The sequence below is a fragment of the Paenibacillus sp. 1001270B_150601_E10 genome (assembly GCF_015558675.1).
GTDB lineage: Bacteria > Bacillota > Bacilli > Paenibacillales > Paenibacillaceae > Paenibacillus_B.
On the sequence record NZ_JADMOL010000006.1, the window covers coordinates 161,634 to 187,143 of the forward strand.

Here is a 25,510-nt window from a genome sequence, read left to right on the forward strand (position 1 = left end):
AGCATGAGAGCGGCAAGATGGGATTGTAATAAATTGCGCTTCTTCAAAGCGACATAGCGTAGCGCTGAGGCGTTGCCCCGACAACTTTTGAAAAAGCTTTTGAAAAATGACTCTGATCATAATAGCCGGTATCTACCGCGATTTCTGCAATGGGCCGTTGATTTTTCAATGCTGACTTAGCATGGTTAATGCGAAGTATATTTTGATACACATGAGGTGGAACATGCATGCTTTTCTTAAACATGCGGATGAGATGATACCGACTAATTCCGGCCTCCTGCTCTAACATTTCAAGCGTAATTCGGTCTGTATAATGATCATGGATATATTCCTTGGTCAAATTGACATATTTCTTTTCCAATCTGCCATAGGGTTCATGCATCAGATCTGAGGTATGCTTGCTTACAAGCTGCTGCACAAGCTCAATTAACGAGGTTTCAATTTCGAGTGCAGAACCGCCCTGAGTCATCCCTTGCATCGTTCGATTAAGGATTCTGCTGCAGATTTCATTTTTCCCATTCTCGAGCAAGAATGGGATATGCAGCTTACTGAGATCAGATAGTTCAAGATTCTTGAACCATTCTGGCTTAATGAAGAGCATTTTATATTTCCAGTTTATATCCTCTACAGGCTGACAGGCATGGAGAATGAGCGGTGGAAAGCTAATCATTTTCCCTGTTTCTACACGCCATAACGATCCATCACACCACGCTTGCGTCTCGCCTTCTTCGATTAAGCCGATGGAATACTCTTCGTGAAAATGCTTCTGATAAGCGAGATCGCTTTTGTTACAATGCTTCCCCTCCAGGAAAGGCAGTGCTTCGTGTCGGTAGAAAGTCACATCAGCCATTTATAACCTCCAAATGTATGTGTGTGATGAGTCATTTATTTGCATGATAAGCACAACTTACATTAAGCTTATATCATATTATTTATCATTCGATAGATGATAAAGGGGGAATGATAAATTGAATTGGGAATCTGTATTCGACATGTGTTATCGCAAAGCTCCAGGCGCAACGGAACAAGAATTAGAGTCCTTCCGGGACCACTGGAACGCTTCTCTATCCGATGAGGAAATCGTGGTGATCAAGAGAAGACAGCGCAATCCATTTCCACAATCGAACCCGATGCACAAGATCTACAAGCCATTCGACCCGTCCTTATGGTTCATTCCGGATAAACGCTTGCCTGCGGCTTATCTTGATTTTCTCCGTTATTCCAATGGCGGTGAATTTGGGAATGGCGATCGTCATTTTCAGTTTTTCGGCACGGATGATGTAAGACTAATGATGCTTGACTATGAATTTCCTGAATATATGCCTGGTTCCGTCCCTTTTGCCATGGATGGCTGTGGGCACCACTATGCATGGGATATGCGCAGAGGCCAGGAAGACGGCGAATACCCTATTCTCGTGTCCCATTCAGGCAATCTTGGGTATCAGGATGCTATCCAAATTGCAGCATCGTTCATAGAACTATGCCAGGGAACCGTCTCTGTTGAAGATTTGCTATACGGATAAGAATAACATGCCGATCTGTACGGCTATTTGTTAAAATCATATCGAATGGCCAACTACGGAGACCGTAATCTACTCAGCGATAAGGAATATATCGGCATAAATATCTTCAAAGGTTCAATAATTCGGGTTGATACGAATCCACCTTCTCGTTTAGCTCGAATAAAGGGAACAATATGTATGTGTAAAGTTCCCTGTCAATAGATCTTCTTTTCGGATGTAAAATTGCAGTTCACCCGCGTCCCACCAGCAAAATCCGATATCTGAGTCTGAATCTAGCGCAAGCAGCACGAGCGTATCCTGAACCTCTTGTTCCGCCTTCTCAGCATCCCCGTTCATATGCCTCGTGATCTGCTCCAACGCATCTTTCACGGAATAATTGTATTTCTTGCCAGTCAACAATTGGAATGCTGCTTCGTATTCGCAATCCCCGTGCTGGGTAGCAGGATAACCAAACATGACCGCAAGATCCGCTGAGCTCTGTTCGGTTAGCTCAAAGCATAATTCCTCGTACTGCTCATAATCATGCTCCTCATCCTCCACCTGCTCGTAATCCACATAACCGTAATTGGGTGGCTCGAGTGAGGATCGGGCAATTACCCGATAACCTGTAAAGACTTCTTCTTGCGCAGTCTCCTCAGGTGAGTAGCGGCGTTTGGCTTCTCTCAGCTTATCCTCAGGCAGGTACAGCACTTTGTGCTCAATATCATAAGCAGGTTCATCCACTCCAACGAAAAAATAAAGCATGCCGCTTTGTGGAAGCAGCGAAGATGTATCGATACCGTCCAATTCTGCTAGACGAAGCTGAGCCAAGAATGTCATAGCGGTCCCGTTAGAGTCGAGCGGCCATTCTTCGTGCTCTGGCAGATCCGGGTCGCCTCCTATACGGGAAATGCACGTATTGTTGTATAGCTCCAATTCTTTTTTAGACCAGCGAATGCCTTCACGCACCGACTCCTTCAAATAATCCATCGCATGCCCGAACTGATATTCTTGAACCCATTGTTCAAGCTTCTTCTTATTGCTCTCGTTTAACATCACTTCGCCCTCCTTGTTATATGTAGATGATATATTATCTGAAAGGATAAATTTCTGAATACCAATATAATTGTAACATATGGAAAGTATGAGGCTTGCTTAATAGATTTATCAATTTCATACGGATGTGAAAAAACGATAGAGAACCATGCCCTTCATTGAGATTGAACATTAAAAATGACCCCTGCTCTAAACCCTATGATTTCTCTTTATGCACTTGCACCTATCTCTGTGTTGACGTTTGGAGCGCGAGAAGCTCCTCAAGTCGTTCCTTTAATGGCGGCTCCGCTTTCTTTGCCGCCACTGTTAGCTTCTTCACGCTTCCGAATACACGGCTCAGCACCAGCTCGCACTGATAATGTTCTTTGTCTTTCAGTGCTTGGATAAGCGCTTCTGCAAGCTCAGGACGGTCAATAATCAGATTTTTGACCTGTCTACCTTCCTCATTGCCTCCCAGCAAGATGGATACGATGACGGGCATATGCTCTGCCATTAATCCATGGGACTCAATAAAAGCATGCGCATAGTCGTCCTGCACCATTTGATGCTCGGTATCCACGAGTTCCATATAACGAGAAACCAATGGGAAATACTCTTCACTATACAAGCCAAGGCCCAGTACGGCATACGTTCCAGGCATGACCGATTTCTCTCCTGGATCCACATCACGGTACCACGCAAATGCCTCCATCGCCGTATCCGCATATTCCGCAATCTTGGGGAATAAGGCGGGATAACGGAGTGCATTGGCAAAAAACTGATGAAGCTTGGACTTCGCCAGCTTTTTGATGGGCAGCACATGCTTTTGAGTGCTTTTCAGCTTTAATTGATAGTCCTTCGGAAAACCCTGCTGCAATAGTTTGATGATATAATCCAGCGCTTCTCCATAAGCTGCCTCTTCTTCAGAGAGGATTCGGATGTCAATCGTCCTCATCACGTCATTGTTTCGGGCTTGTACTCGCTCTCCCTTATAGGTGCTTTCGAATTTCCCGCTGCCTATATTCATATAATCTTTGGCCTGCTTGGAATCTAATTGAACTGCAAGTTCCAGATATTTCTGACGAGTGTCCGGATCCGTTAATCCAATCTGGAGCGCTGCATATAGAAAGAAATTCAGTTCTCTATCATCCGCTGAAGGATAAACAACCTCTTCCTTCAACACCCATTCGTTCCCATAATCATCGGTTTGATTATAATATTTCGGTAAAAAGTGATCCTGCGCCCAATGATTGAAGGCGGATCCACTTTGTCTAAGCCAATAATCTTTGCGAGCTTGGTTATTGCGCAATTTGTCGGAAAGACGACGAATGATCGAGTCTATCTCTTCTAATTCCTGTTTCATGAGATCAGGGTTGACGAGATGATGCGCGAAAAAGAACATATCATCCTCACTTGGCAGCACTGGCAATCCAGCAATAACCTTAGCTTGAATAAAATCCTCCAGCGTCTTCTGAAGCTGGAGCAGCTTGGATTCATTTAACAACTGCTGCTTAAGTGTTAGTGTTGACTGCTCCCACTCAAACTCAAAGACGATTTCGAACCGATAATCGAAAAAAAGCGGACCCCGTTCATCCGAATGAAACAGGTGATCTATGCGTTCGCACAAGGCTGGAAAGAACTCCTTACTCAGAAGCTCTTCGCTTAGCTCTGCCACATAAGCACCTGCTTCGACTTTGTAAGAGCTGTCGCTCCATGAGAATGGTTCATAGACATCGATATGGATGCATCCATCTGCCCATGTAAATTTGCCTTTTCTCCATGCGACCCGCAGATATGTCATGATTCCAGCTTGCAACCTGCTTCTGTTCTTCAACTCCTTGATCCTCTTGCTTTCTTTTTCATAAACGGCGGATAGTTCTGTCCATACATCATCTAGAAAAGCTTCGACTGCCTTATTCAATGGCCTCTCCTCCCCACGTATAAATGCATGATTGCTGCTAACATGGTGTCCTATATCGTACTGTTCATTCACTTAAGCCTAGCCTCTGTACAGATAGCTATGCTGTCCAGCTTGGCTCCCGCATGAATATGCTTCATCTTGGCATCGATTTGCTTGAACTTCACCGCTTTTTTCAGTGCAGTATCACCGAGCTTGTCCTCAGCTTCAAGATCGGCTCCCTGTTCAATCAATAGCTTATCGCCTGAACGGGCATTCGATTCGTGAGAAACAGCATCAGCGGCGTTCTTCCTCGTTCGTCTGGTTCATTGATGTTCAGTACGGCAGCAGCGATCCGAACCATATCGAGGTCTTTTGACTTGCTAATATCCTTCCCATTCACCCATTCTCCCCCTTTGACCACGCTGCTTCTGAACATGGATCAATCAGCTTTGCTGATATAACGTAGCCGTTAAATTATCATCTGTGCAAATAAACATGTAGAAAATACCTTCACCGTATGGTTCAAAATCAGCCCCGTCCATCTGGCCAATAAACCGCATGCGTTGGTTGCAGCAAGGGCATTGCGGGTAGTCGGCGTCCTGCACCCAACTCGGATGACCGCCAATCTGTGAGTCCAGCTGAGATAAAGTCCAAACGGAAGCATAAAAAGGAGAGTGCGGTTTGTTCGAGAGTGTCAATGCAGGCATGTCCACATCGCTGCTATACTCCTCGTCATGATGCGGTAAATACTCTGGCTTTAGGTTGAAGCGGCTCCAGACGGGCGTACATTGATGATTGAGTTCCATGAAAATGGTGCTGAACCCTCCACAGTGCTCACAGGTCGCCACTTGCAGACGTTCCATGTGCAGATCAAGATACTTCAGGGAAGGATGCGAAGTATCCACGTCCATGAGGATCGTCAGTCTTCGCTCGCACCAAGGACAAGGAGAGTCACTTGTCTGTAGAAAATGAGTAGCCGATGCATCAGCAGGCTTATCATACTGTTCATCTACCGTTCGAATCGCGTAGCATAAATCATGGGTCAATGGTCGCTTTTCCCCATTTGCAGTTAGCTCCCAGCCTGCTTCTAAAGCATAACTCTCAGGTGCGACGAATAGCTCCTCCGACCATTCAGGAGCATGCATACGCCATTCCTGGAATCGTTCGATAATGATAGAGTCGCCAATCCAGCCCAATATGAACAATAGGTGATTGCGATGATCGTCGTCCCATTCCACCTGCTGGAGCAATTGATCCCGAATATCTGGCGGCGCATCCTTGAACAGGATGGATGAATCATACATGCCGTGCTCGATGAGCTTAGGCAGAATCTCCGTAATATTATCATTACGGTAACACACGAGCGACAACAAAATGTTCTCCGCTTCGCTATCATCGCCAGCAATGAGCACATCCAACGCATAGCTCAGCATTCGGCTCGCCGCTTCCGTGGTCAATAATGTATAGACTTGCGCTTGGCTTAGCGGGTAATTCACATATTGGATCAGCGGATCATACTTCCTTGGTGCGTGCATGATCTTCAGAATGTCTACTGGATCCGTTAAGCCTTCATACAAATTCACTGTCTTACGGTGCTGCTCGATATACGCCTCGTGTTTCTCACGTTCTTCCTTCTGATGGCAGGGCATGCAAATGCCGCCCGTTTTGGCTGCCGTGGTTGGCAGGATCGTCGCGGTGCAGCCTTGCGATTTGCATGGAATGCGCTCTGTCACGTCTACTCCACCTCCGAATACCTTCTATTCTTTCACTCCTCGATCTCATTTGGAAAATTCCTTTGATCATAGGACTCCCACAGGCTGTTAATAAACGCATCATCAAGCCTGCATTCAAACGCTTTGGCAATGAGGCCAAAGTCGTCAGAGGTATAGCCAGCCAGCTCTGCATGTTGGGTGATTCGAAACGTTTCCTTGAATACGTACTCTCTTATCTCCGTAATAACTTTGCTTTCAGAGGAGTCTATATCATTTAATGCTTTACAGCTAGAATTCCATGCTGCATCAAAAGCATCAGAGTCCCTAGCATCTAGTTCTTTGTCCCAGTCGACTTCTTTCTTGAAGATATTCTCAAAGAAACCATCGGTGCGGATGATTGAATATAGCTCATTCACGGTTAACAATAGAATCTCGCCTCTTTCCGAACGATTAGTCATGATCCGATATATAATATTTTCTCAGAGAAGATAGCTTTATATCCGAGTCGATACAATTCGAAATATGGTGCGAATGGGTCCCCCTTGAGTCCATAACGATGCCATTGCAAATAATAGGAGATCCAATAATCGCATGCGATCGAATAATAGGCCTCGTCCAGAATCTCAATCGGTGCATCATCATCCTTGTGCTCACTTACTACATCAAAGATCGCTTCATAGATCTCTGGGTCGTAGGATTGTCGGATGCCGTCAATCTCACCATGCGACAGAAGCTTAACCTCTTCTATGCTAGACAAGTATGCGGCAGCCTCGTCTGCGCCTTCCCCTTCAGCTAACTCGTCCAGAAGTTCCTTCAGTCCTTTAATGAATTGTTCGCCAAGCCCTCTTAATGCCTCGTGAGGAACGTCTTTCACTTTACTATTGAAATAACCTGGTATCGTATCCCCGCTAAAATCCTCTGGATCCAGAAGCTCATAGATCTGCTTTATCCGCTGCAAATAAGCGTGTCCATCTTCTAACGGCTCAAAGGTAGCTTCCACTCCTTGTCCGTAAGGCATATACATTTGAAAATATCCATACAGAGCAGAATCTTCGACGTCACCTTCTGTGGCTTCCACTTCCTCCTCCATAAGCTGCAGCAGATACCTTGCATAAGACTGCTTATCCATATGTACGCTCTCCTTTTCGTATATAATATGTACTATCGTTATTTTACAATTAATGAATGAAGAAAAAGGTATAGTAAAGGTAGCTCCTATTCTTAAGATATTCCAGAGATGGATTGGAAGGAATTGCGACAGACATGACGAAAAAAAGGAATATATTCCTAACTCCTACATTGTCATGCATTGATGCATCAGCTTCAAATCAAAAGTGAATGACCTTCTCCCCCATATAAGAAATATATTCTTGATAAAGGAGGTTCAATATGACAAAGCAAACCAAGATTCGAGCGGCAATCCTTGTGGCATTACTAGCTCTTACTTCAGCCGTCTCATTTGTATATTGGCCATCTCAAATGAAAGATCCTACCTCCGTTCCAGCAACGGTTCAAGATGAAATAGAAACGTTGGAAACGGCGACAACAAAGCAGCCTACGAAGACATTAGAAGATTGGGCTCAACCATACATGGACCTGAAACTAGTAGACGCTCATAATCATAGCGCGGCGAATTTTGCCTATGGTATGAAGTTGGATAGCTTATGGAATCAATATGGTGTAGATCGGGTCGTTTTATTTGGTAATGTATCAGACCCGAGTGCCGTGCATACAGATGAAATGGCATGGAAAGCCTATCAGCAGCATTCTGATCGCTTCATTCCCTTCGCTTCAGGCATTAATCTATTGGATCCATCCGGGTTACAGACAGTAAAGGAATATTTGGAGAAGGGCTTTTTCGGTCTAGGAGAGCTCGCCGTCGCTTCTACATACTCGGAGGCGCTAGCACATTCCATCTGGAAGACTGAGCACCCAATGGATGGCATCCTGCCTGACATCTATGCGTTATGCGCACAGTACAAAGCACCTATACTAATGCACATCGATCCGCCGGAAGGCTATCCGATGTTGATGCTGGAGGAAGCGGCAGACAAGTACCCAGACACGATATTTATTTTTGCACATGCCAATGCCTTCAATTCTCCAGACAAGATTCGATCCCTGCTGAAAGAACACCCTAATGTTTATGCGGATTTTTTTGCAGGCTTTACGGCATTCAATCCATCCAGTGTATATAAGCTCGAAGATTATGTTCCGATCATTAAGGAATTTCCGGACCGTTTCCTGCTAAGTACAGATTCGGGATACGGTATTTCAAGCGAAGAGGATGCGATACAAGCGATGTACATGCTGCTGGAGGCTGTGGATGACCCCGAGATTGCTAAGAAAATTGCTTCTGGCAATATCGAACGGCTTATCCGCGATCAACCGGCAACGCGTACTCAGCTAGCAGCCATTCGGCAACTGGAGAACAAATCAGGCCAAAAATACGATACGTCGAACATGTCCAAAGAGGAAGCCGGCAAGCTATTGATTGAAAATAGTCAACAGATGAGCAGTACACAAGGAAAATAAACCTGAAAAGAGGGGTCGTTCCATTCGTTGTCGTGACAGCTTTCCAATTGTTAATCATGTCTTTTGCTAATTGAACTGTCTGAAACGACATTTAAAGGCCCGAAGCTCGGAAGCTCGTCAAGTAGACTAGACATCCAGCAAGCTGCCAAGGTTCGGGCTGTCGTGTTACAGCCTAGCGATGGCCATTAAAGTGTACAAGCTTATCGTTATGATTGCGTTGCTGTAGTTATAGCTGAACCATTATACTGAGGCATAATTGATGATGATCGCTTCCTGGGAAGCCTCATCATAGGCAATCCACAATTCGTCTCCTACCTCAACCCCGTACAACGGCTCAATAGATTGGTGTATATGATAGACCCTACCGCCTCGTTCCACGGTAATGTGCGCCAGCGGACGTTCTCCGAGCGTGCCCTCGTATCTGACAGATGTTGCGACGGCTGCTCCCTGCTTACCTTTATGCAATCGGAGCTCTTTCTCGTAATCCTCTTTTCGCATGATTACTGGAATAATGATACCCGCTTTCAATGGAATTCCTTTCGGTGCAAAAAGACTGTTGGACTTGAGAAGACGCTCCGGTTGATCAGATAGAAGCGTTTCCAGCATCATCAGCTGACGGTTCGCAATGATGATTGGGAATTCCTCGATTCGGATCACTTCTGCTTGCATCGTCATTTGTTCGGAGTCATCCGCAATTACTTCGTTACCGTAGCTGTAGATTCGGGCAGCACCTTGAGTAAGTGCGAGAGTGGCACTCTCCCCTATGCGATATTCAAATCCAGGGGGTTCCAATACAGGAACGGGGTAGTTCCTGTCTCCTGCACGAAAGTGAAGCTGCAAGACTCGGCTGCGATTTACTTGTCCTCGCTCTTCGATCTTGCTTAACACGGCAGCCTTAATGATCTTCATCCCTGTTTGCTCAGGCATGTTCTCTTTCGTGACAAATACCGCGCTTTTCTTCTTACGGTCATAGCTGATAACAACCGAATCTCCAACCCTTATCTCGTTCAAGAAAGAGATGATTTTCTTGATCTCCACCTCTTTGGTCTGACCTTCATCCTCGAATTGGACGGTAAACCGGACCTGCGGCTGGTTGTTGATATAGGTGCCTGTTTCCTTCATATGGACGATGGTGCCTGGCAAAATACTGCCTTCAGCAACCTGTTTGGATTGTGTTCTCCTCAACACAAACGAGAGAATGCCCACTCCGCCAAACATAAGCAAAGGAAGGAGCAGCCATATGATCCAATTGATAATGAGACCGCCACCCTGCTTCACATAATTCCAGAAGCTCGCAAGCGAAATCTCATCGCCTCCTACCGTAATCAGCCACTGACCAACCTGTTCTGTTGTCTTTGTTTGTACAACGTTGGATTTTACATTGATGGTTCCGGCTGATTCTGACTCTAAGGAGTAATAAAGGAGATCACTGTCCATCTCTTTAAAAAATTGGGTTTGTGGATTTTTTATCTCATCATAGGTTAATATTCGAATAAGCTCCGTCACATCTATAAAGCTTCCCGTTTGCTCGTTAAGCACATAACCAAGCACACTTCCGTTCAGTTCATCTTCCGTAGATGAGCCTGCGATTAGCACTTCCTGATCATTCAATAGAACCACACGGGCTTGATAGATAGGCTTCGGTGTTGGTACGGCGCCCCCCCACTCTTTCTTCGCAGCGTTATAAAAGCGCGCTTGGCCGGGGTAACGAATATCCGCCCTTACCAGCTTTGTATCTTTAATCCCAAAGTGCTTAGCGAATTGGACGCCAGCTTTGTCCTGAGCCTCAAAAGGAGTCTCCTCCTCTTTTTTCACCGCTAGATCCGGCTGATTGTGATGATCCAACAACCCACTAATATAAGCGGTTCTGTTATCCTTTAAGTCAATCTCAAACATCGGAACGGCCTTATCATTATCAAAGCTGCCGGGAAGTTCACTTATTCTGACAGGTCTAGCGGGAAATTGATCCATGCTATTCAAAGAGCTTGTTCTGAGCTTACCGTCCTCTACTTGAGATAAGTATAAAGACGAATCGTCTCTCTCTCCTGTAATGATCAGCTTCCCGCGCCATGAATAAATGCCAGAAGTCAAATGGGAAGGAATGGGCAGAGTTCCTTGTGCCAGTTCCTCCACCTCGCCTGAAGGTTGGAAATAATTAAGCTGTAGACCTAGACTGTCATCATACGTCGGGATGATCACTCCGCCTTGTTGATATAATGCTGCATCCAACATGCCGTGGACGTTAGAGCGAATCTCTATCTCCTTCAGGGGTGTCCCCGTTGCCGAATCAAATAGATAAGCCTGTGAATAGGCTCCCTGTATCACATCCGATAGCCCAATCATTTTCTTCCCGTCATCCAAATAGAATATTTCACTAATAGATGGTGGATGCTCATCATCATTGGACAAAAAATCATTGTAATCCCTCCACACCATAAAACTTAAAAATATGGCAGGGATAAAAAAAACGAGATTTATGAAGGCTGTTCCATGTCTCTTCACCATGTGTTCTCTCCCTTCATCCAATCTTGCAGCATGTCTCCCTCTCTTTTGCATGCTTCACGTATAAATGCTAGTCGTATAAGGAAGTTGTTCGATAGGTTCCTTTGCGATGTCAAGCACCTTTAAGGGCGTTCGCCCTCTGTCACGCGTTTTCATCGTGTCACTCCTAATTCAATCCTCATCCTATTGTGGATACTACATTTCCGTCCTGATCCTTGATATGGGTTTTCAAGACTTGAACGATAAGATCTTTGAAGGTAGACAGCTTGATCACACCTTCTTTTGGCGCCAGTAGTTGTGAGAGTTCAGTGACAGCCGCAGCATCGAGCATCAGCCGAACCTCATTCTCTTCCATCTCGTATCGTGTTTCTTCTCCTGGGGTAAGGATGATCCGCAAGTCTTGACTGACAAGTGTTAAATCCTTTCCTTTCAGTATGCGGCCGCGAAGCAGTTTGCCGATCGTTCCAGCCTGCTTGGCTCCCAAAGTGATCGTTGCTGGTGCCTTGTTAAGCAGACGATTCTTGCCTGGCTCCCAGAATAATTGATCTACGAATAAAAATCCGGTGTTGGAGCCGTCTCGCTCGATGCCTGTCTGTACAGCTTCTGAGACAGCAGGAATCTGCAGCATGGATTCCCTTGATAAGTTCGTAAGGTATCCAGGAAGTAACTCTTGGCACGTTTCCAGTACTCCCGTCGTACTCCAGGTTTTCATCGCTTCCAGCTCATCTTCGGTAATGCCAACCATTTGTATAAAGGCAACTTGTCCATTCGGTGTGTGAATAGCGGGAAGCTCTGGATCTTCAATAAAGGCAAGCGCGGTTAACTTTGTATCCGATCCGAGACAGATTGGACCGTTGGCATCCAAGTAATCGCCTATCGCGAAGACATTGCCGCTGCTAAAGACGTATCTTCCCATATTCTGCAGCAAATTCAGCGCCCAAGCTGGCGGCTCCTCCTCGTGCTCCTCACGTGCAAGCCGAAAGGTAAGCTCAAATCCATACCCGCTGTAATCCATATTTTCAAATTCCTTCTCATACAGCTCTGAAAATCCAAAGGTTACAAAATGCCAGTGTGGGAGCGGATTCTCAGCTTTGTAAGCGCTGATGCCATCCAGTGGATCATTACCGCCCAGCACATAAGGAATCATTGTTCCGTAATGCTTCGACTCCTGTGTACCGTAGATCTTGACCATTTGTTCTTCTATTGCATCCCATCCAGCTGAAACAACCTCTTCGCTCATTCTTTTCTCCTCCAATGACTTTTTAATTAGTGGCGCCTATTAAGGTAATTTTTTGCGTGGTTTCTGTGGGGCTGGGGGCTTCCACGACGCCAATACACCCGCTTCTCCCAGGATCTGATTCACCTGGTCAAGATGCTCTTTCCCGACTTCCCAAATCCAGAGGCTATCCCCTCTATTCTGTCCGGAGAGAAGTCGAATAGATCATGGTCTCCCTCGTGATCTCCTGGTTCGATGTAATCAAAATAACTTCCTCCATATTATCTGTTAAAACAACTATGTTCGTTGAAAATAAAAAATCAGGAGATTAGAGCCCCTAGGTTCCATGAATAGATAAAGTAGAAGGAAGGGATTCCATAGCCTGATTATGGTAGTATACGGGGAAAAGAAGCCAACAATCAACCTTTCAACCTCCTAGTGACTGGAAAAAGACACTTTAGGCCTACAGTAAATAGTTAATATTCCCTATGAATGTATGTGATTCAATTAGATCAAATGTCACGTATGTACGATGTGTAAAGCAAGAGATAATTACATGATAAACCCTCCTCACCTATAGATTGGATTGCTTTTAAAGTTACACGTGTTCGTTCACACGACCTTCTAGGCTAAACGGTTGGATTCGACAGGCTTATTTAACCAATGTTCGTCTGTTTGCACGTGATTCTTTCGCACAAACTTGGCGACAGCATTCTTAAATTCCGAATAAGGAAACGCAGAGGCAAGCCGAACCACATAGCCTTCTTGCTCTCCGCCGCATCTAGACAGCTTCGTGTAGCATAGCTTAGCGGCTTGCTCGCTCCACATCCCACGATACAGGACTGGAACAAGAGGAATGCTTAATTGTTTTGCCCATGCAGCAGTATCATCCCAGGACAAGCAGAGATTGTGCTCGTTCCATACTGAGAACAGCATGAAGTAGCCAGGCAAAGATAAATAGGATATCGAGTGCCTTGCATATACATTTTCACCGCATAGTCGGTATCCTTCAGGAATTCGATATTTGATTCCCCCATGCAGGGTCTTCACATAATGTCGAGAAGAATGATCCTTGCTATCAAGCGACCTCGCATGAATGAAGTCTGTATACATCGTTGTGTTTTCCCCATCCATCTTCTCTGTAATGACGACCTCCTGTCCAATAAAATGATCAGTATTGCGCAAGATTCGATCATCATCGGTGTAGCTTCTGGACCAAGGAAGGTGCATCGTTTTTGGATATTTAACTTTCATTACATCACCTCTATTTGGCAAACGTGTCAGCTTCTGCAAAGAAATACATATCTGCCAGCATCTGCTCACCAAGCAAATGATAGATCTTTGAGGCTCCTGCGTCTCCGCCATGCAAGATTTCCATATGGAAGCTTACCATGTTCACCACATATATAATAAAATCATCAGCATATCCCATTTCCTTCAGCACGTGGCAGGCAATTCCGGCGGAAACATGCTCATGTCCGAAATAGGAGTAATACCCTCGGTGCGGCTTCCAAACCTTGCAGAATGGCTTGCCAGCATCGTGAAACAGTGCTGCGAGCTGCACCTCCAGCAGATGTTCTCCTTCGTAAAACGTATGAACATATTCCAGAACTGCGTAGGTGTGCTCGGATAAGGTTCTGGAGTGGAACGGGTTCTCTTGATCATAGCCCAGCATCACATTAAAGAAAGGAGATTCACGCAAATAGGCAAATAGCTCATCATGACCTGATTTCATCGAAAGAAGCCGCTCAAGCACTACTCGATCGAGCTTGACGTCTGCTGGCGTATGAACGATATGCAACTGGTCAAAGCCTTCGGCTTGCACGGGGAACTCAAAGTTTTTTGCATACTTTTTAAGCACCTGTTCTTCAATTATCCGTTTTCTCGCCATAACCCGTGATTTGGTAATCTCATAGGGTGCAACACAGACATGGCATTGTATTGGAACATCCTTAAATCGCTTCGTAAATTGAATTCGTCGGTCTCGTGAGATATTCGTAGCATCGAATACGACGTTTCTGCCGAAGGACAACGCTCGTTCAATGTCAGTAAAGGCTGCCTCAAATACCCGATAGGTATTTTTCTGTTTGCTCTCGTTTCCGAACAGCCTTTCTCTTATGGCATCCGTAGCGACTAGAACCGCCCTTTCTTGTTTACAGAGTACTTTGGCATAGTGGCTTTTGCCACTGCCTGGAATACCAACCAGCATGTGAATGGTACTCATCTATATCACCTCCTTTCAATAAAAAAGAATCGGCGAACAATGGGAGAAACACATGTCATCACCGATTCAACATGAATATGAAGCTGGTTATTGGCTTCTTTAACGTGTGTTTATTCCGAAGTCCGGTGCGACGTTTACCACCGAAGCGGTTCTTGTTCCTTCCACAGCATCCACCGTTCTACTTCCTGAATGTCAGCTATACCAATGCTGTACTCGCTCTTTTCTCCGCTGTCGAGCTTCAGCAAGTGGAGCATGATTACTACCTCACTTTCCATGATACACTTGAAAACCCAGAAAGCGACAGGTACGAATTTCTTATAAATGAATGATCTAAAGAGCAATATTACGTAGGTGGAGTTGGTTCACTCCTACTGTAGAAACAATGAAGAGCCGTCAATGTGACGGCTCTCTTAGCTATTCATGCTTGCAAGCGTATAGTTTGGATTGGTTAATTTTATTTTTCCAAGCAAGCCAGAAGTCACATGCACCTTGTTATCTTCCATGATGAATATGGCTTCCATGTCGGGAGTATTTTCGATGTAGGACATACCTTCTTCTAGTCCTTTGACAATTGCAGCTGTAGATAAAGCGTCACCTGCTGTAGCCGTACCTCCGATGATTGTTACGCTTAGTATTCCATTGGTTGTCGGGGCTCCCGTATTGGAATCGAGAATATGGTGATAGCGGATTCCATTATCGACAAAGTAACGTTCATAGACGCCTGATGTACCGATCGTATTATTTTGAAGCGGAATAATGGCTATATGCTCACCCGGACCTTTATCAGGCTCTTGTAAGCCAACCTGCCAAGCTGTACCGTCAGGTTTGCTCCCAATCGTAAGGATTGAACTGCCACCAAGATCAATTAGTGCACTTTCTACCTTCTCACTTCGCAGATAATCCGCGATCTGATCTGCCGCATATCCTTTGCCAATTGCGCCTAGATCCATCGACATTCCTTCCTTTTCTAATTTAATCGTCATCTCATTTTCATCTAATTCAATATCGGAATAACGGACAAGGGTCTTGGCTTGTTCAATAAGATGCTCTGCTGGAGGATGTTCCCCGCCATCCCCAATCCTCCACAACTTGACTAAAGCTCCTACATTGGGATTAAAAGCACCATTCGTATCATGCGCGTATGCAAGCGATTGTGCAACTAGATGAAAGGTTTCGCTTGAAACTTGAACTGTCTGCTTTCCAGCCAACGCATTGATTTGATTTATTTCGCTTATTAGATTGTACATATTAATCTGAGTATCAATTCGATCCAATAGTTGATCAATTGCTAGAATATGCTTATCCGCTTCTTTATCGCCATATAATTTAATGTTGATGACCGTATTGAATTTCAAGAACGTTTTTGACACGGGACCGCTGCTAGGTTGGTGCTTCCCTTGATTTCCAGCTTGATAATTAAATATTGCTGCTGAGCCAATCATAAAAATAACAAGGAGTCCCGCTAATCTAACGATTTTTCTTCGGTTTTTCATCTTATTACTCTCGCTTTCCTTCTATTAGCTTTCTATTAACGAACGCATTCTTCATCAGGAATTATATCTCGATATGCATGATTAAATGTTATTAAAAAGTTAAAGCTGCCTCGCGCATGACGTAGAGACATAAAAAAGCCCTTCATCCTATTCAAGGAAGAAAGGCTTGCTTATTATTGATTTATACTTTTTGAATCAAAAATTCTGCGATATACTGCCTGCAAATGACTTCATATCCAATGGATTGATACAGCCTAATGGCTCCTTCATTCTCTTCAAGGACATTCAGATATACATCAGCTGCACGTGATCTGCCGCGACGAGTAAGCTCAACACTAATCTTCTTGCCCAATCCTCTTCTTCTCCATGCAGCATCCGTACCAATATTACCGAGCTCTACGTAATCTTGGCTATAGACGTGATATCCTCCAACTGCGATTAGGTCGGATTGCTCGACTACACCATAGAACGGGTAATGTAACTCTTCCCTCGTAAATGCCATCGTGTTAAGCTCAACCATTTTCGACTCAATCTTCTTATAATAAGGAGGTCCTAAGTCTAAGACCTGCTTATCCATGGAAGGTAATGCGTCAGCATCAACATGCTTCATAAGCAGCAGTTGTTTCGGTGTTTGTACAAAAGCAAGCTGAGAAGCAAGGCTCTTCATTTCTGCTTCGTTAACAATAAAGCTCCCAATGGCATCGTCTGGAAGCTGCAGCTGTTCCTTCGCGTAAGCCAACAATGACTTAAGATCAAATGATGGCTGAATAGGATATACAGAGAACGCATAAAAAGGCAGTCCCCTCAAATAAGCCAGTACACCGATCAGCTCTCCTTCTTCTGAAAACTGTCCATAATGCACCGTATGCTGCTTCCGAAATGTAAGATAAGAATAGTAAAGAAAGTGTTGTTCCCTATCTATGTTATGCAGGATGGTCTTCAATTCACTTGATGCTAATTCTCGAAACATATGCTTTGCTCCATTCTGTGTAATAAAAGATGAGAAAAATCGTTCGTCGTGTAAAGTTCAAGTCCAACTCTTCAACACTTCATGTAAATCGATCAATGCTCAATGAAAACGGATGAGTTGTTCATCATTGAACAACTCAATCTTGTCGAGCAGCAATAGACCAATAGCCTCTTTATACTCGTGAACTAAAGCAGCTCCATCCTCGTTTGAGACGAGCTTCCGATATGGATATGTCCAACGCTCATGCGGCAGGGAGATTCCTATCGACGATTGACGATCTTTATCGAATGGACCGGGCGTTGCGGAACCATCAACGGTTCGACCAGACTTTAACCCAAAATATGTATCATCCCTGCACCATTCCATATGGATGGTTTATCATCAATGCTCCTACTGTGTTTCATCATGGAGGAATAAATGGTTTTATGTCAACATTTGTTCGTCATTTAGAGCATGATTTGACGATTATTGCATGAAGCAACAGAGTCACACCAAATACAGCGGCGCTCGGTCAACAGTTAATGGATATGCTGATTGAGTCGACGTCCGCGACTTCATAATCAAAAGCAGCACAAAAAGCCGGATTGTCCGATGGACACCGGCTTCATCATTTTACAGTTAGGGTCCCCGTCATTTTAGTAAAACCCTGCTTCAATTATCTTCTGTCGGTCGTTACCTTGATAATTGCTTTGCCGATCATCACAAGGAGCATCATCATAACCCCTACTCCCACAATGAGATAGATGATCGTAAATATTTTTCCAAAGTTCGTCTGCGGAGAAAGCCCTGTGTCTAATGATGTCGGAATCAATGAGACAATTGAAAAATAAATGGCATTAATGACTGTCCAATTCTCCACCTTTGTGTAGAACATTGTACCCGAGAATACAATCAAAATTAATGTCGTTAAGAGTGATAGAAAGATCGGTTCCTTAATATTTCGCCAGATTCCGGTTAGCAATCGCTTCAATGTCATTATAAATGATACCATGATAACCCCCATATCCATTCCATGCAAATGTCATCATATTATGATGCCTAAGTCATTCTATTATATTTCATCCACTAGTCCTAGAAACAGTCCAATATTTATGTCGATGACATAAAAGGGATTACATGGCATTTTCAGAATGCCAGTAATCCCTGCTAGTATTGGTTTTAATTTGCTTTTGACAGTAAATAAAGAAAATACGGCGTTACAAAAATCGTAATGATAATTCCCGTAGGAATATCGGCCCCCATGCTAACTGTTCGAGTAAAGGTATCTGCAATCAGAATGATTAATGCACCGACCACAGCAGAAGCAGGAATGACGAGCTTATGATTATTCCCAACCATTCTGCGTGCCATATGAGGAGCGATCAGCCCCACGAAGAAGAAATTGCCGCCTAGGGCAACACTTCCAGAGGAAAGGGCTACTGCTGCAAGCGTAAGTTCGATAAACTCCCGCTTGATTGCAACCCCAAGACCCGTTGCCGTTTGATTGCCGAGATTCAGAGCATTCAGCGTATTTGATTTATAGAGAACATAAGCGCCAAGAATGATGATCCATGGAATCAAGATCACAATATACTTCCAATCGTCTCCCCACAAATTTCCGATTTGCCAGCGAAGGGCAAAATCATACTGTTTTTTGTCGAGGCCAAGCGTAATCATTAATGATAGTGCGCCGTATCCACTGCCCATTGCAACGCCTGTAAGGATCAATCCCGAAGGTGAAAGCTCTCTTCCCTTTCGATAGGCAAACATGAAGATGAGTAATGCTGCTGTTATGCCGCCTACAAAAGCCAATAGAGGCAGCAAAACGGGCGATATAAGTCCATTTGCAGCAAATATCGTAATGTACAAGAGCACGAAGAGCCCTGATCCCGAACTGATGCCTAATGTGCCGGGGCTGGCAAGATCATTTTTGAGCAAGCTTTGCATGACACAGCCGGAGATGGACATGCCTACTCCAACCAAAATGGAGAGAACGATGCGCGGCAGGCGGAGCTCGTATACAATCAGGCGCTGCTGATCGGTTCCTTTACCAGTCAGTACTTGAAGGACCTCGAAGGCAGATAGATTCATCTTCCCTACATTCATGCTGATGATGGCAACTAGGAATAACAATGCGCACAGCAACACGATCATGCCAACAGGCTTTACCATATCCCTTCGATTGATAACCGGCTGACTCAATTAAACTCCCTCCTTTGCTTGCGTACAAGATAAAGGAAGTACGGGACTCCGATTAATGAAAAGATGATACCGAGCGGCATTTCATGTGGACGAGCGATTAATCTTCCGAGCAGATCCGCGCTGACCATGAACACGGCGCCATACACGGCAGAAGCCGGGATAATGAATCGATAGTCTACTCCAATCATGAATCGTACCATGTGTGGAATAATGAGTCCAACAAACCCAATCGGCCCAACAATGATGACAGATAAGCCAGTAAGGATTAACACGATTACGGTAGATGCTCCTTTGATTCTATTGACATGTACGCCAAGCCCTGCTGCGAGCTCTTCTCCAAAATTAAGCATGGTGATGGAAGGAGAAAGCGCAATTGCCCATATCATAGCAATCAAGAACAGCGGCGAAACATAGACTAACTGCTTCCATTCAATATTAGCAGTCCCCCCTGCAGTCCAAAAAGCCAGATCCTGTCCAATCTCATACTTAATGGCCAAATAGGTGCTAAATGAACCAAATAGCATGGAGATCGACATACCTGCGAGCACGAGACGCTGAGGTGTCATTCCACGCTTCCCAATCGAAGCCATGTAGTAAGTGATGGCTGTTGCCATCGCTGCACCGATGCAGGAATAGACCATGGTCTCTAGATAAGATCGTCCAGGAAGGAAAGCCATGCATATTGCGATGGCAAAGGTGGACCCTGAAGTTATACCAAGCAGTCCAGAGTCAGCTAGCGGATTGCGCGTAGTCCCCTGCATAATCCGCCAAGCTGCAGCCAACCAATATATCTGCAATGGTTCGAGGAAGACGGAACGTCTGAATAATATGATGTTCTGTCACATCAGGGTCGAAGTGAAACACGGCCCCCCACGCTAAAGACAGACTCATGTCTGCTGCGCCGAACGAAATGGATGCAGCTGTAGCCAGTATCAATAAGAGAACGCCAGCCAACATGAACAGTGTGAACTTCAAACTTCCTTTATAGGTTTTCTTCGTCTGCGTTAACATCATCGTACCCTTCATTCAGGCTGACCTACTTCTTCTGTTCTAAAGCTATCAATTGGTCCACAATGTAGTCTAATTGTGCAGTCATGCTTGCGACATCGGAATAGAAGAATAGGCCTACGTATTCACCGGGGATTTCAATAATATGGCCATTTTTCACAGCCGGGATGGTGTTCCAGATTACGGTTTTAGCATATTCAGACTGGTAGTCATCCTTTAGGAACCAGAGTACATAATCGCCGAAATATTCAGAAGCGACTTCGTATGATAAAGAATCTCGACCTTTATTCGATTGCTGGACCAACTGCTTCAGTTTATCAGGCATGTTCAATCCAATGTATTCATAGAGCAGTGTGCCTCCGCGCGAGCCTGTTTCGTACATCACACCATACGATTCACGACCCCAATCCTGAAGAATACTGAACGTTTTCTCTTTGAAGATGCCGCTGTTCAATTTCTCTTTCGCTTGTTCAAGCTTCTTCTCAAATGCAGCGATCGCCTCTTGCGCTTCTGCCTCATGACCTGTGGCTTCGCCAAGGAAGGATAAGCGTTCGGTTGAACTTATTCGGTGGATTCCGCCTTTGAAGATGTACTTGCATTCCCACAGCCTGCGATTACCAACATGACGACAACAAGAATACATGCCATCATTCCCAACTGTTTATTCAATCTTTGAACCATCTTTCCTACCCCTTCTCCATATAGATTAATAGGCTATTATGCAATGACCTATCAAATGACATTTGCTAAATAAGAGAATTGCACATAGTCATCAATTGATAATAATTATCATTATCAATGAAATCAGATTATCAACATCCCTATCCTTTGTCAATCTATTATTTTAATTTGTTGGATTGGCAAGCATCTGCAGATCATCATTTGAGCGGAACACCAATGCTTTCGTCTAGGCATATACTCTTATTGGGATGTCACTCCCTATTTGAAGATTACATATGTAGAACTATTCTTTTCGGTTCTCATTTTGAAAGTAAAAGGATCATTTGCACAGAAAGGAATTGTTAACATGGCAAACAATCACAAAAGGCTTGCATTTAACAGCAAAACGGCAATCTTCCTTGCTGCTATTTGTTATCAGACCTACCCCTTTTACTTTGAAGGCAATTTGATATTGCCAAGGGGATTCAACCTTTCCTTTACGATTCGTGCTTTCGCAAACGTGGAGAATCCTGAGGAGCTTGTCTATGGTTTTGTTGCGGAATCCCAAGATCAGATTATCCTTGCATTTCGAGGCTATGCTGCCTACCCCGCAGACCTTTTAGCCGCTTATGATATCTTTCAAATACGGTACCCTTTTGTTTCTCATGGGGGAAGGACGTCCAGAGGATTTACATGCATCTACCGATCAGCTAGAGACGCTATAATCCGCGAATTAAATAAGCTGTCCTCCAATAAAAAACTATATATCACCGGGCACAATTATGGCGGAGCTTTAGCTACTTTAGCCGCTTTAGATATCGCAGCAAATACGAAATATAAGAAACCAATTGTATATACTTACGGCAGTCCACGTATTGGAGACCCAGCGTTTGCCTCTCGCTACAATAAAGTCGTAGCAAATAGTGTCCGAGTTGTTAATATCCACGATTCTTTCCCAACTTTCCCCGCTCGAAAGTATCTGCCTCCCTTTACGAAGAAAGGAATAACGTATCAGCACGTACGGGCGAAGTATCCCCTTTCGTTTCAATTGAACAATACTCCTCGAAATGACGATATTGCCTGCTACTTTAAAAGCTTAAGCATACAGAATTCTGCATATGCGCTTGAGTTGTGTGCTGATAATCCAGGTTTTTGCCCTCCAGAAGCAGCATGTGTTCCATTCAGCGGAACCTGTTAGGAAGCATTGCATTAACATTGTGAAGGGAACTGACAAGATGAGACATTCAAATGCAGGGAAGATAAACATAGAAGAGTCGATACTGCTAGCTGCAATGATTCATCAATCGTATGAGCTTTTTGAACAACGCAGGTTTGTCCTGCCAGAAGGTTTTAGGCTTCGATTGATCATCCGTGCCTCTGCTGGTGTTGAGGAGCCAGAAGCTGAGGTGTTTGGCTTTATTGCGGAATCACAGGATCAAATTGTTGTCGCGTTTAGAGGTACTCGTACATTCAAGGACAATGAATCGGATCAAGATTTGGTTCAAATCCCCTATCCTTTTGTGAAAAACACTGGCAAGACGCATCGCGGCTTTACTTGCATCTATCAATCTGCTAGATATGAAATGATTCGGGAAATAAGCATGCTGTCTCCGTTAAAAAAACTATTTATCGCTGGTCATAGCTTAGGAGGAGCACTTGCTGTATTGGCAGCCTTCGATATTGCTGTGAACACGTCATTCAAAAAGCCATTCGTGTATACGTATGGCAGTCCTCGAGTCGCTGATCCGGTGTTTGCTTCCCACTTCAACCAGATCGTGAAGAATAGCGTTAGGATTGTAAATATCCATGATATTATCCCGACATTGCCGGACAGAGCATATCCTCCCCCGTTTACAAAGAATGGCATTGTTTATCAACATGTTAAGGCGAAGTTTCCTCTTTCTTTCCAGCTCAATAGCCTCCCTGTTCGCAATCATGAGATAGTATGTTATTTCAAATATCTCAGTCTGAAACAGCCTCGATATACCCATGAGCTATGTGCCCAAAATCCAGGATTTTGTCCCTCCACCGACATGTGTGTTCCGTTTATAGGCATATGCAGCCCAGTAGAAGGAGAATAAAAAGGACCTCAGCTCTAAGAGAGATCCGAGGTCCTTGCATAACCATGCGTTTGATGTGTTTTGGATATAAGAACTTTTTCTATTTAGCGATGTACAAGATTGACATCCCCAATAGGGATAATCCCAGTACGATGCCGACCACGATCGCATGACGCTTCTTATTCATGACTACGACGGCGATATATTCTCTTATCATCGCATTTGGCCAATAGTAGAATGCGGTCTTCGCGCCGATGCCTTGACTGGAGAGTCCAGCCATACGTGCAAATAGCCCGGCTCGAAACAGATGAAAGCTATTGGTTGAGAAAATGCTGTTATACTTACTTCCCCTTAACTTGTCCATTATCTGCTTGGAGAACAGCATGTTCTCATAGGTATTCGTTGAACGATTTTCTTGAATTGTATGCTCCATGGGGACCCCTTTTTCAACAGCATATGCTTGCATGGCATGAGCCTCTGACACCTGCTCATCTGATCCTTTTCCGCCAGACAGAATAAGGGTTGGAGGTGTTGTTACCGCTTCCTGCTTACGGTAGAACGCGATCGCTTTATCAATTCGGTTTGCAAGCAGGGGAGGAACTTTGTCACCCTTTAACCCGCTTCCGAGGACAATAATGAAATCCTGATTTAATCTCGGTCTATTGAACTGATACAAGAAGTAAGCAGATAAGAAATTTAATAGATTGATGAAGAAATACAATAAAATAAACATCAACCCGGAGTAAAGAAGCTGGACTTCCTGAGGCAAAAATTGAACAGGCTGTATTAAGGACAGGATGAGGAAACCTAGTATGCAGAGCCCTAGGATCAGCGTAAGATAATTTGAAAATTTTCTTCCTTCTTTCTGAATCAGGATCTTAGCGTTGATCAATAAAGCGATGACCAATGCGATACCTCCAAAGGACAATAATAGAACAAACAGAATAATCGGAATAATCGCAAGGATCATCAGTATAGGATTACCTGACAAAAAAGCTGCTGTAATGAGCATCACACCAGCAGAACAGATAAAAATGTTAAATAAGAAGCCATTAATCGTTCTTCTGCGGTCTCTAAGATAGAACACAAGAAAAAGAACGAATAAAACAGCTGGAATCATCCATAATGCATTCATCATATTATGCAAAACACTCCATCCATACCATTATTTCAAGATCCTCACAGGTACTCGATCGGATTAACGGTGTACTTAAATGCTTGTTGTTCCAAATTCTTTCACCGTTACATTTACGGAATAACGGATTGCCGCTTCGGCGAAGCGGTCATCCCAATCCAATTTCATTTTTTCCCACTTGCGCGGATAGTGAATTTTTACATATTCATTCAATCCCAAGATATCTGCTCGATATTCCTTCTGTGCTTTATGCAATAACCTTTCAATGCGTCTCTCTACTTCTTTGACGGTTTCTTTTTCAACGTGACGGATGAATGGGTTGTCAAAATCATTTCCTTTTCCCCAATACTCCCCAAGACGTCCATCTGATTCGATCTCAATATCAAAGGACACTCGATTACCTTCAAGATGAGGACGAATTCTATTCTTTATCTTCGTAATTTCATAGACAAGAGGCTCGCCGGTTTCTTGATCATAAGATTTTACGATACCGCCTTTAATCTGTGCTGTCAGCCAATTCACAGTCTCCAGCTCTTCTTCATTAATAAAGCCGATAAGCTTTCCAGTTTTGCCATAGATGACGGATGCCCCTGCTAATTTGACTTCGTTGTCAACCGTAATGACATTCTGCAGTAGAAAGCTCGATGCTGTATTAATCTCTGGAAGCATGGTTGCTAAAGATACGGGAGGCAATATTCTACTGCTTCTATATCGGTTTTCAGTTAAAGAAAGCAGCTTCATGGAAGGAAATTCGCTTTTATCTTTACTGTCAAATGTTTTGCGGGCTTCCCCTTTGCTAATTAACACGAGGCAGCTTGGACGAAACCCTTGTTCACGAATGAAAAAGTTGAAAAGATGATGCATGCTGATCTGTCGAGCAACTTTGTCACTGATCACGATAACCTTGTAGTGCTGACCATAAATGGTTCTTCCACTGATTAATGCCAATTCTCGTGTTAACTCATACAAAGAATCTCCTGTCACAGAGAGATTACTGTACTTCCTTTCCGCTCCTCCAGATACCCCGCTGCTCTGACCAGGTCTAATCACTTGGTAGGTGAGGGTTAACATATCCTGCTTGCTGAAGTTGCCGCCTTTTTGTTCAAACGTCTGTTCATCCTCTGACTTCTCGACGATATCTACGCCAGTGCCAATGGTAATTCCTAGTTCCTCAATCTCTTTCCGACTCCAGCACCCTGATAACAGCAATAACATGGCAAGCATTCCGAGGATCAAGGGGATGCTTGCTCTACGCTTTTTCCTGTTCACGCTTCACCCACCTCATCATCCTGCATGATATATCGATCTGAGATCATGTGTAATGATCATATACACCCATGCTCATCTCTTATGTAATATGCGATTTGGGGACATCGC

At 44.2% G+C, this 25,510-nt stretch carries 24 protein-coding genes and 1 pseudogene; 4 read left to right on the forward strand and 21 right to left on the reverse strand.

The window, feature by feature from the left end:
* Positions 1 to 43: 43 nt before the first annotated feature.
* Positions 44 to 850 (reverse strand): AraC family transcriptional regulator, encoded by an 807-nt coding sequence (locus I2H74_RS15385; RefSeq protein ID WP_195575113.1) that lies wholly within the window; start codon positions 848 to 850, stop codon positions 44 to 46.
* A gap of 118 nt (positions 851 to 968) precedes the next feature.
* On the opposite strand from I2H74_RS15385, the gene I2H74_RS15390 reads away from it, so the two are divergent.
* Positions 969 to 1,523, forward strand: coding sequence for an SMI1/KNR4 family protein (locus tag I2H74_RS15390; protein ID WP_420707450.1), 555 nt, complete (start codon positions 969 to 971; stop codon positions 1,521 to 1,523).
* 150 nt (positions 1,524 to 1,673) lie between these two features.
* On the opposite strand, the gene I2H74_RS15395 is transcribed toward I2H74_RS15390, so the two are convergent.
* From I2H74_RS15395 to I2H74_RS15425, 7 genes are all read right to left on the reverse strand, one after another.
* The gene (locus I2H74_RS15395) at positions 1,674 to 2,558 is read right to left on the reverse strand and encodes a YwqG family protein (RefSeq protein WP_195575114.1); all 885 of its coding nucleotides are present in this window, start codon (positions 2,556 to 2,558) and stop codon (positions 1,674 to 1,676) included.
* A gap of 223 nt (positions 2,559 to 2,781) precedes the next feature.
* Positions 2,782 to 4,458 (reverse strand): DUF6138 family protein, encoded by a 1,677-nt coding sequence (locus I2H74_RS15400; protein WP_195575115.1) that lies wholly within the window; start codon positions 4,456 to 4,458, stop codon positions 2,782 to 2,784.
* 68 nt (positions 4,459 to 4,526) lie between these two features.
* Positions 4,527 to 4,688 (reverse strand): hypothetical protein, encoded by a 162-nt coding sequence (locus I2H74_RS15405; RefSeq protein ID WP_195575116.1) that lies wholly within the window; start codon positions 4,686 to 4,688, stop codon positions 4,527 to 4,529.
* Positions 4,685 to 4,837, reverse strand: coding sequence for a hypothetical protein (locus I2H74_RS15410; RefSeq protein WP_195575117.1), 153 nt, complete (start codon positions 4,835 to 4,837; stop codon positions 4,685 to 4,687). Before I2H74_RS15410 ends, I2H74_RS15405 begins: the two co-directional genes overlap by 4 nt.
* A 43-nt stretch (positions 4,838 to 4,880) precedes the next feature.
* Positions 4,881 to 6,170, reverse strand: a complete 1,290-nt coding sequence (locus I2H74_RS15415; protein WP_195575118.1) for a DUF1963 domain-containing protein — start codon at positions 6,168 to 6,170, stop codon at positions 4,881 to 4,883.
* Between the two features lie 32 nt (positions 6,171 to 6,202).
* Positions 6,203 to 6,565 (reverse strand): hypothetical protein, encoded by a 363-nt coding sequence (locus I2H74_RS15420; RefSeq protein ID WP_324254085.1) that lies wholly within the window; start codon positions 6,563 to 6,565, stop codon positions 6,203 to 6,205.
* 38 nt (positions 6,566 to 6,603) lie between these two features.
* Positions 6,604 to 7,278 carry a hypothetical protein gene (locus I2H74_RS15425; protein ID WP_195575119.1) on the reverse strand — a complete coding sequence of 225 codons (675 nt, stop codon included), beginning with the start codon at positions 7,276 to 7,278 and terminating at the stop codon, positions 6,604 to 6,606.
* Between the two features lie 260 nt (positions 7,279 to 7,538).
* On the opposite strand from I2H74_RS15425, the gene I2H74_RS15430 reads away from it, so the two are divergent.
* Entirely contained in the window at positions 7,539 to 8,684 is a 1,146-nt protein-coding gene (locus tag I2H74_RS15430; protein ID WP_195575120.1) for an amidohydrolase family protein, read from the forward strand.
* 240 nt (positions 8,685 to 8,924) lie between these two features.
* Here I2H74_RS15430 and I2H74_RS15435 read toward each other — a convergent pair whose 3' ends face one another.
* From I2H74_RS15435 to I2H74_RS15485, 11 genes and pseudogenes are all read right to left on the reverse strand, one after another.
* Complete coding sequence (locus I2H74_RS15435; protein WP_229106721.1) at positions 8,925 to 11,189, reverse strand: hypothetical protein; 2,265 nt, start codon at positions 11,187 to 11,189, stop codon at positions 8,925 to 8,927.
* Between the two features lie 175 nt (positions 11,190 to 11,364).
* Complete coding sequence (locus tag I2H74_RS15440) at positions 11,365 to 12,426, reverse strand: suppressor of fused domain protein (protein WP_195575122.1); 1,062 nt, start codon at positions 12,424 to 12,426, stop codon at positions 11,365 to 11,367.
* A gap of 600 nt (positions 12,427 to 13,026) precedes the next feature.
* Positions 13,027 to 13,656, reverse strand: a complete 630-nt coding sequence (locus I2H74_RS15445; RefSeq protein WP_195575123.1) for an RNA ligase family protein — start codon at positions 13,654 to 13,656, stop codon at positions 13,027 to 13,029.
* A 10-nt stretch (positions 13,657 to 13,666) separates the two neighbouring features.
* Positions 13,667 to 14,626, reverse strand: a complete 960-nt coding sequence (locus I2H74_RS15450) for an AAA family ATPase (protein WP_195575124.1) — start codon at positions 14,624 to 14,626, stop codon at positions 13,667 to 13,669.
* A 410-nt stretch (positions 14,627 to 15,036) separates the two neighbouring features.
* On the reverse strand, positions 15,037 to 16,119 hold the full coding sequence (locus I2H74_RS15455; protein WP_229106722.1) for an FAD:protein FMN transferase: 1,083 nt from the start codon (positions 16,117 to 16,119) through the stop codon (positions 15,037 to 15,039).
* A 181-nt stretch (positions 16,120 to 16,300) separates the two neighbouring features.
* Positions 16,301 to 17,089, reverse strand: coding sequence for a GNAT family N-acetyltransferase (locus I2H74_RS15460; RefSeq protein WP_195575125.1), 789 nt, complete (start codon positions 17,087 to 17,089; stop codon positions 16,301 to 16,303).
* 99 nt (positions 17,090 to 17,188) lie between these two features.
* Positions 17,189 to 17,455, reverse strand: coding sequence for a hypothetical protein (locus I2H74_RS15465; RefSeq protein WP_195575126.1), 267 nt, complete (start codon positions 17,453 to 17,455; stop codon positions 17,189 to 17,191).
* A 289-nt stretch (positions 17,456 to 17,744) separates the two neighbouring features.
* A complete protein-coding gene (locus I2H74_RS15470) occupies positions 17,745 to 18,080 on the reverse strand; it encodes an ion channel (protein WP_195575127.1) in 336 nt (111 codons plus the stop codon).
* Positions 18,081 to 18,247: 167 nt separating this feature from the next.
* Positions 18,248 to 19,240 carry a FecCD family ABC transporter permease gene (locus I2H74_RS15475; RefSeq protein WP_195575266.1) on the reverse strand — a complete coding sequence of 331 codons (993 nt, stop codon included), beginning with the start codon at positions 19,238 to 19,240 and terminating at the stop codon, positions 18,248 to 18,250.
* 26 nt (positions 19,241 to 19,266) lie between these two features.
* Positions 19,267 to 20,281: pseudogene (locus I2H74_RS15480) on the reverse strand (FecCD family ABC transporter permease).
* A 25-nt stretch (positions 20,282 to 20,306) separates the two neighbouring features.
* Positions 20,307 to 20,921 carry an ABC transporter substrate-binding protein gene (locus I2H74_RS15485; protein ID WP_195575128.1) on the reverse strand — a complete coding sequence of 205 codons (615 nt, stop codon included), beginning with the start codon at positions 20,919 to 20,921 and terminating at the stop codon, positions 20,307 to 20,309.
* Between the two features lie 384 nt (positions 20,922 to 21,305).
* Here I2H74_RS15485 and I2H74_RS15490 point away from each other — a divergent pair, with 384 nt between their 5' ends.
* Positions 21,306 to 22,136: a lipase family protein gene (locus tag I2H74_RS15490; RefSeq protein WP_195575267.1), complete on the forward strand. Its 831-nt coding sequence runs from the start codon at positions 21,306 to 21,308 to the stop codon at positions 22,134 to 22,136.
* Positions 22,137 to 22,173: 37 nt separating this feature from the next.
* Complete coding sequence (locus I2H74_RS15495; protein ID WP_195575129.1) at positions 22,174 to 23,019, forward strand: lipase family protein; 846 nt, start codon at positions 22,174 to 22,176, stop codon at positions 23,017 to 23,019.
* Positions 23,020 to 23,098: 79 nt separating this feature from the next.
* Here the strand turns inward: I2H74_RS15495 and I2H74_RS15500 are convergent, their stop codons facing one another.
* Positions 23,099 to 24,133, reverse strand: coding sequence for an ElyC/SanA/YdcF family protein (locus I2H74_RS15500; RefSeq protein WP_420707452.1), 1,035 nt, complete (start codon positions 24,131 to 24,133; stop codon positions 23,099 to 23,101).
* 75 nt (positions 24,134 to 24,208) lie between these two features.
* Entirely contained in the window at positions 24,209 to 25,402 is a 1,194-nt protein-coding gene (locus tag I2H74_RS15505; RefSeq protein ID WP_324254082.1) for a Ger(x)C family spore germination protein, read from the reverse strand.
* Positions 25,403 to 25,510 lie beyond the last annotated feature (108 nt).

What these genes read in the sequence shown, in the direction of transcription:
- I2H74_RS15385 (WP_195575113.1), bottom strand. Translation starts at nt 850, where the DNA reads ATGGCTGATGTGACTTTCTACCGACACGAAGCACTGCCTTTCCTGGAG.
- I2H74_RS15395 (WP_195575114.1), bottom strand. Translation starts at nt 2,558, where the DNA reads ATGTTAAACGAGAGCAATAAGAAGAAGCTTGAACAATGGGTTCAAGAA.
- I2H74_RS15425 (WP_195575119.1), bottom strand. Translation starts at nt 7,278, where the DNA reads ATGGATAAGCAGTCTTATGCAAGGTATCTGCTGCAGCTTATGGAGGAG.
- I2H74_RS15430 (WP_195575120.1), top strand. Translation starts at nt 7,539, where the DNA reads ATGACAAAGCAAACCAAGATTCGAGCGGCAATCCTTGTGGCATTACTA.
- I2H74_RS15435 (WP_229106721.1), bottom strand. Translation starts at nt 11,189, where the DNA reads ATGGTGAAGAGACATGGAACAGCCTTCATAAATCTCGTTTTTTTTATC.
- I2H74_RS15440 (WP_195575122.1), bottom strand. Translation starts at nt 12,426, where the DNA reads ATGAGCGAAGAGGTTGTTTCAGCTGGATGGGATGCAATAGAAGAACAA.
- I2H74_RS15445 (WP_195575123.1), bottom strand. Translation starts at nt 13,656, where the DNA reads ATGAAAGTTAAATATCCAAAAACGATGCACCTTCCTTGGTCCAGAAGC.
- I2H74_RS15450 (WP_195575124.1), bottom strand. Translation starts at nt 14,626, where the DNA reads ATGAGTACCATTCACATGCTGGTTGGTATTCCAGGCAGTGGCAAAAGC.
- I2H74_RS15455 (WP_229106722.1), bottom strand. Translation starts at nt 16,119, where the DNA reads ATGAAAAACCGAAGAAAAATCGTTAGATTAGCGGGACTCCTTGTTATT.
- I2H74_RS15460 (WP_195575125.1), bottom strand. Translation starts at nt 17,089, where the DNA reads ATGTTTCGAGAATTAGCATCAAGTGAATTGAAGACCATCCTGCATAAC.
- I2H74_RS15465 (WP_195575126.1), bottom strand. Translation starts at nt 17,455, where the DNA reads ATGGAATGGTGCAGGGATGATACATATTTTGGGTTAAAGTCTGGTCGA.
- I2H74_RS15470 (WP_195575127.1), bottom strand. Translation starts at nt 18,080, where the DNA reads ATGGTATCATTTATAATGACATTGAAGCGATTGCTAACCGGAATCTGG.
- I2H74_RS15475 (WP_195575266.1), bottom strand. Translation starts at nt 19,240, where the DNA reads ATGGTAAAGCCTGTTGGCATGATCGTGTTGCTGTGCGCATTGTTATTC.
- I2H74_RS15485 (WP_195575128.1), bottom strand. Translation starts at nt 20,921, where the DNA reads ATGTATTCTTGTTGTCGTCATGTTGGTAATCGCAGGCTGTGGGAATGC.
- I2H74_RS15490 (WP_195575267.1), top strand. Translation starts at nt 21,306, where the DNA reads ATGGCAAACAATCACAAAAGGCTTGCATTTAACAGCAAAACGGCAATC.
- I2H74_RS15495 (WP_195575129.1), top strand. Translation starts at nt 22,174, where the DNA reads ATGAGACATTCAAATGCAGGGAAGATAAACATAGAAGAGTCGATACTG.
- I2H74_RS15500 (WP_420707452.1), bottom strand. Translation starts at nt 24,133, where the DNA reads ATGAATGCATTATGGATGATTCCAGCTGTTTTATTCGTTCTTTTTCTT.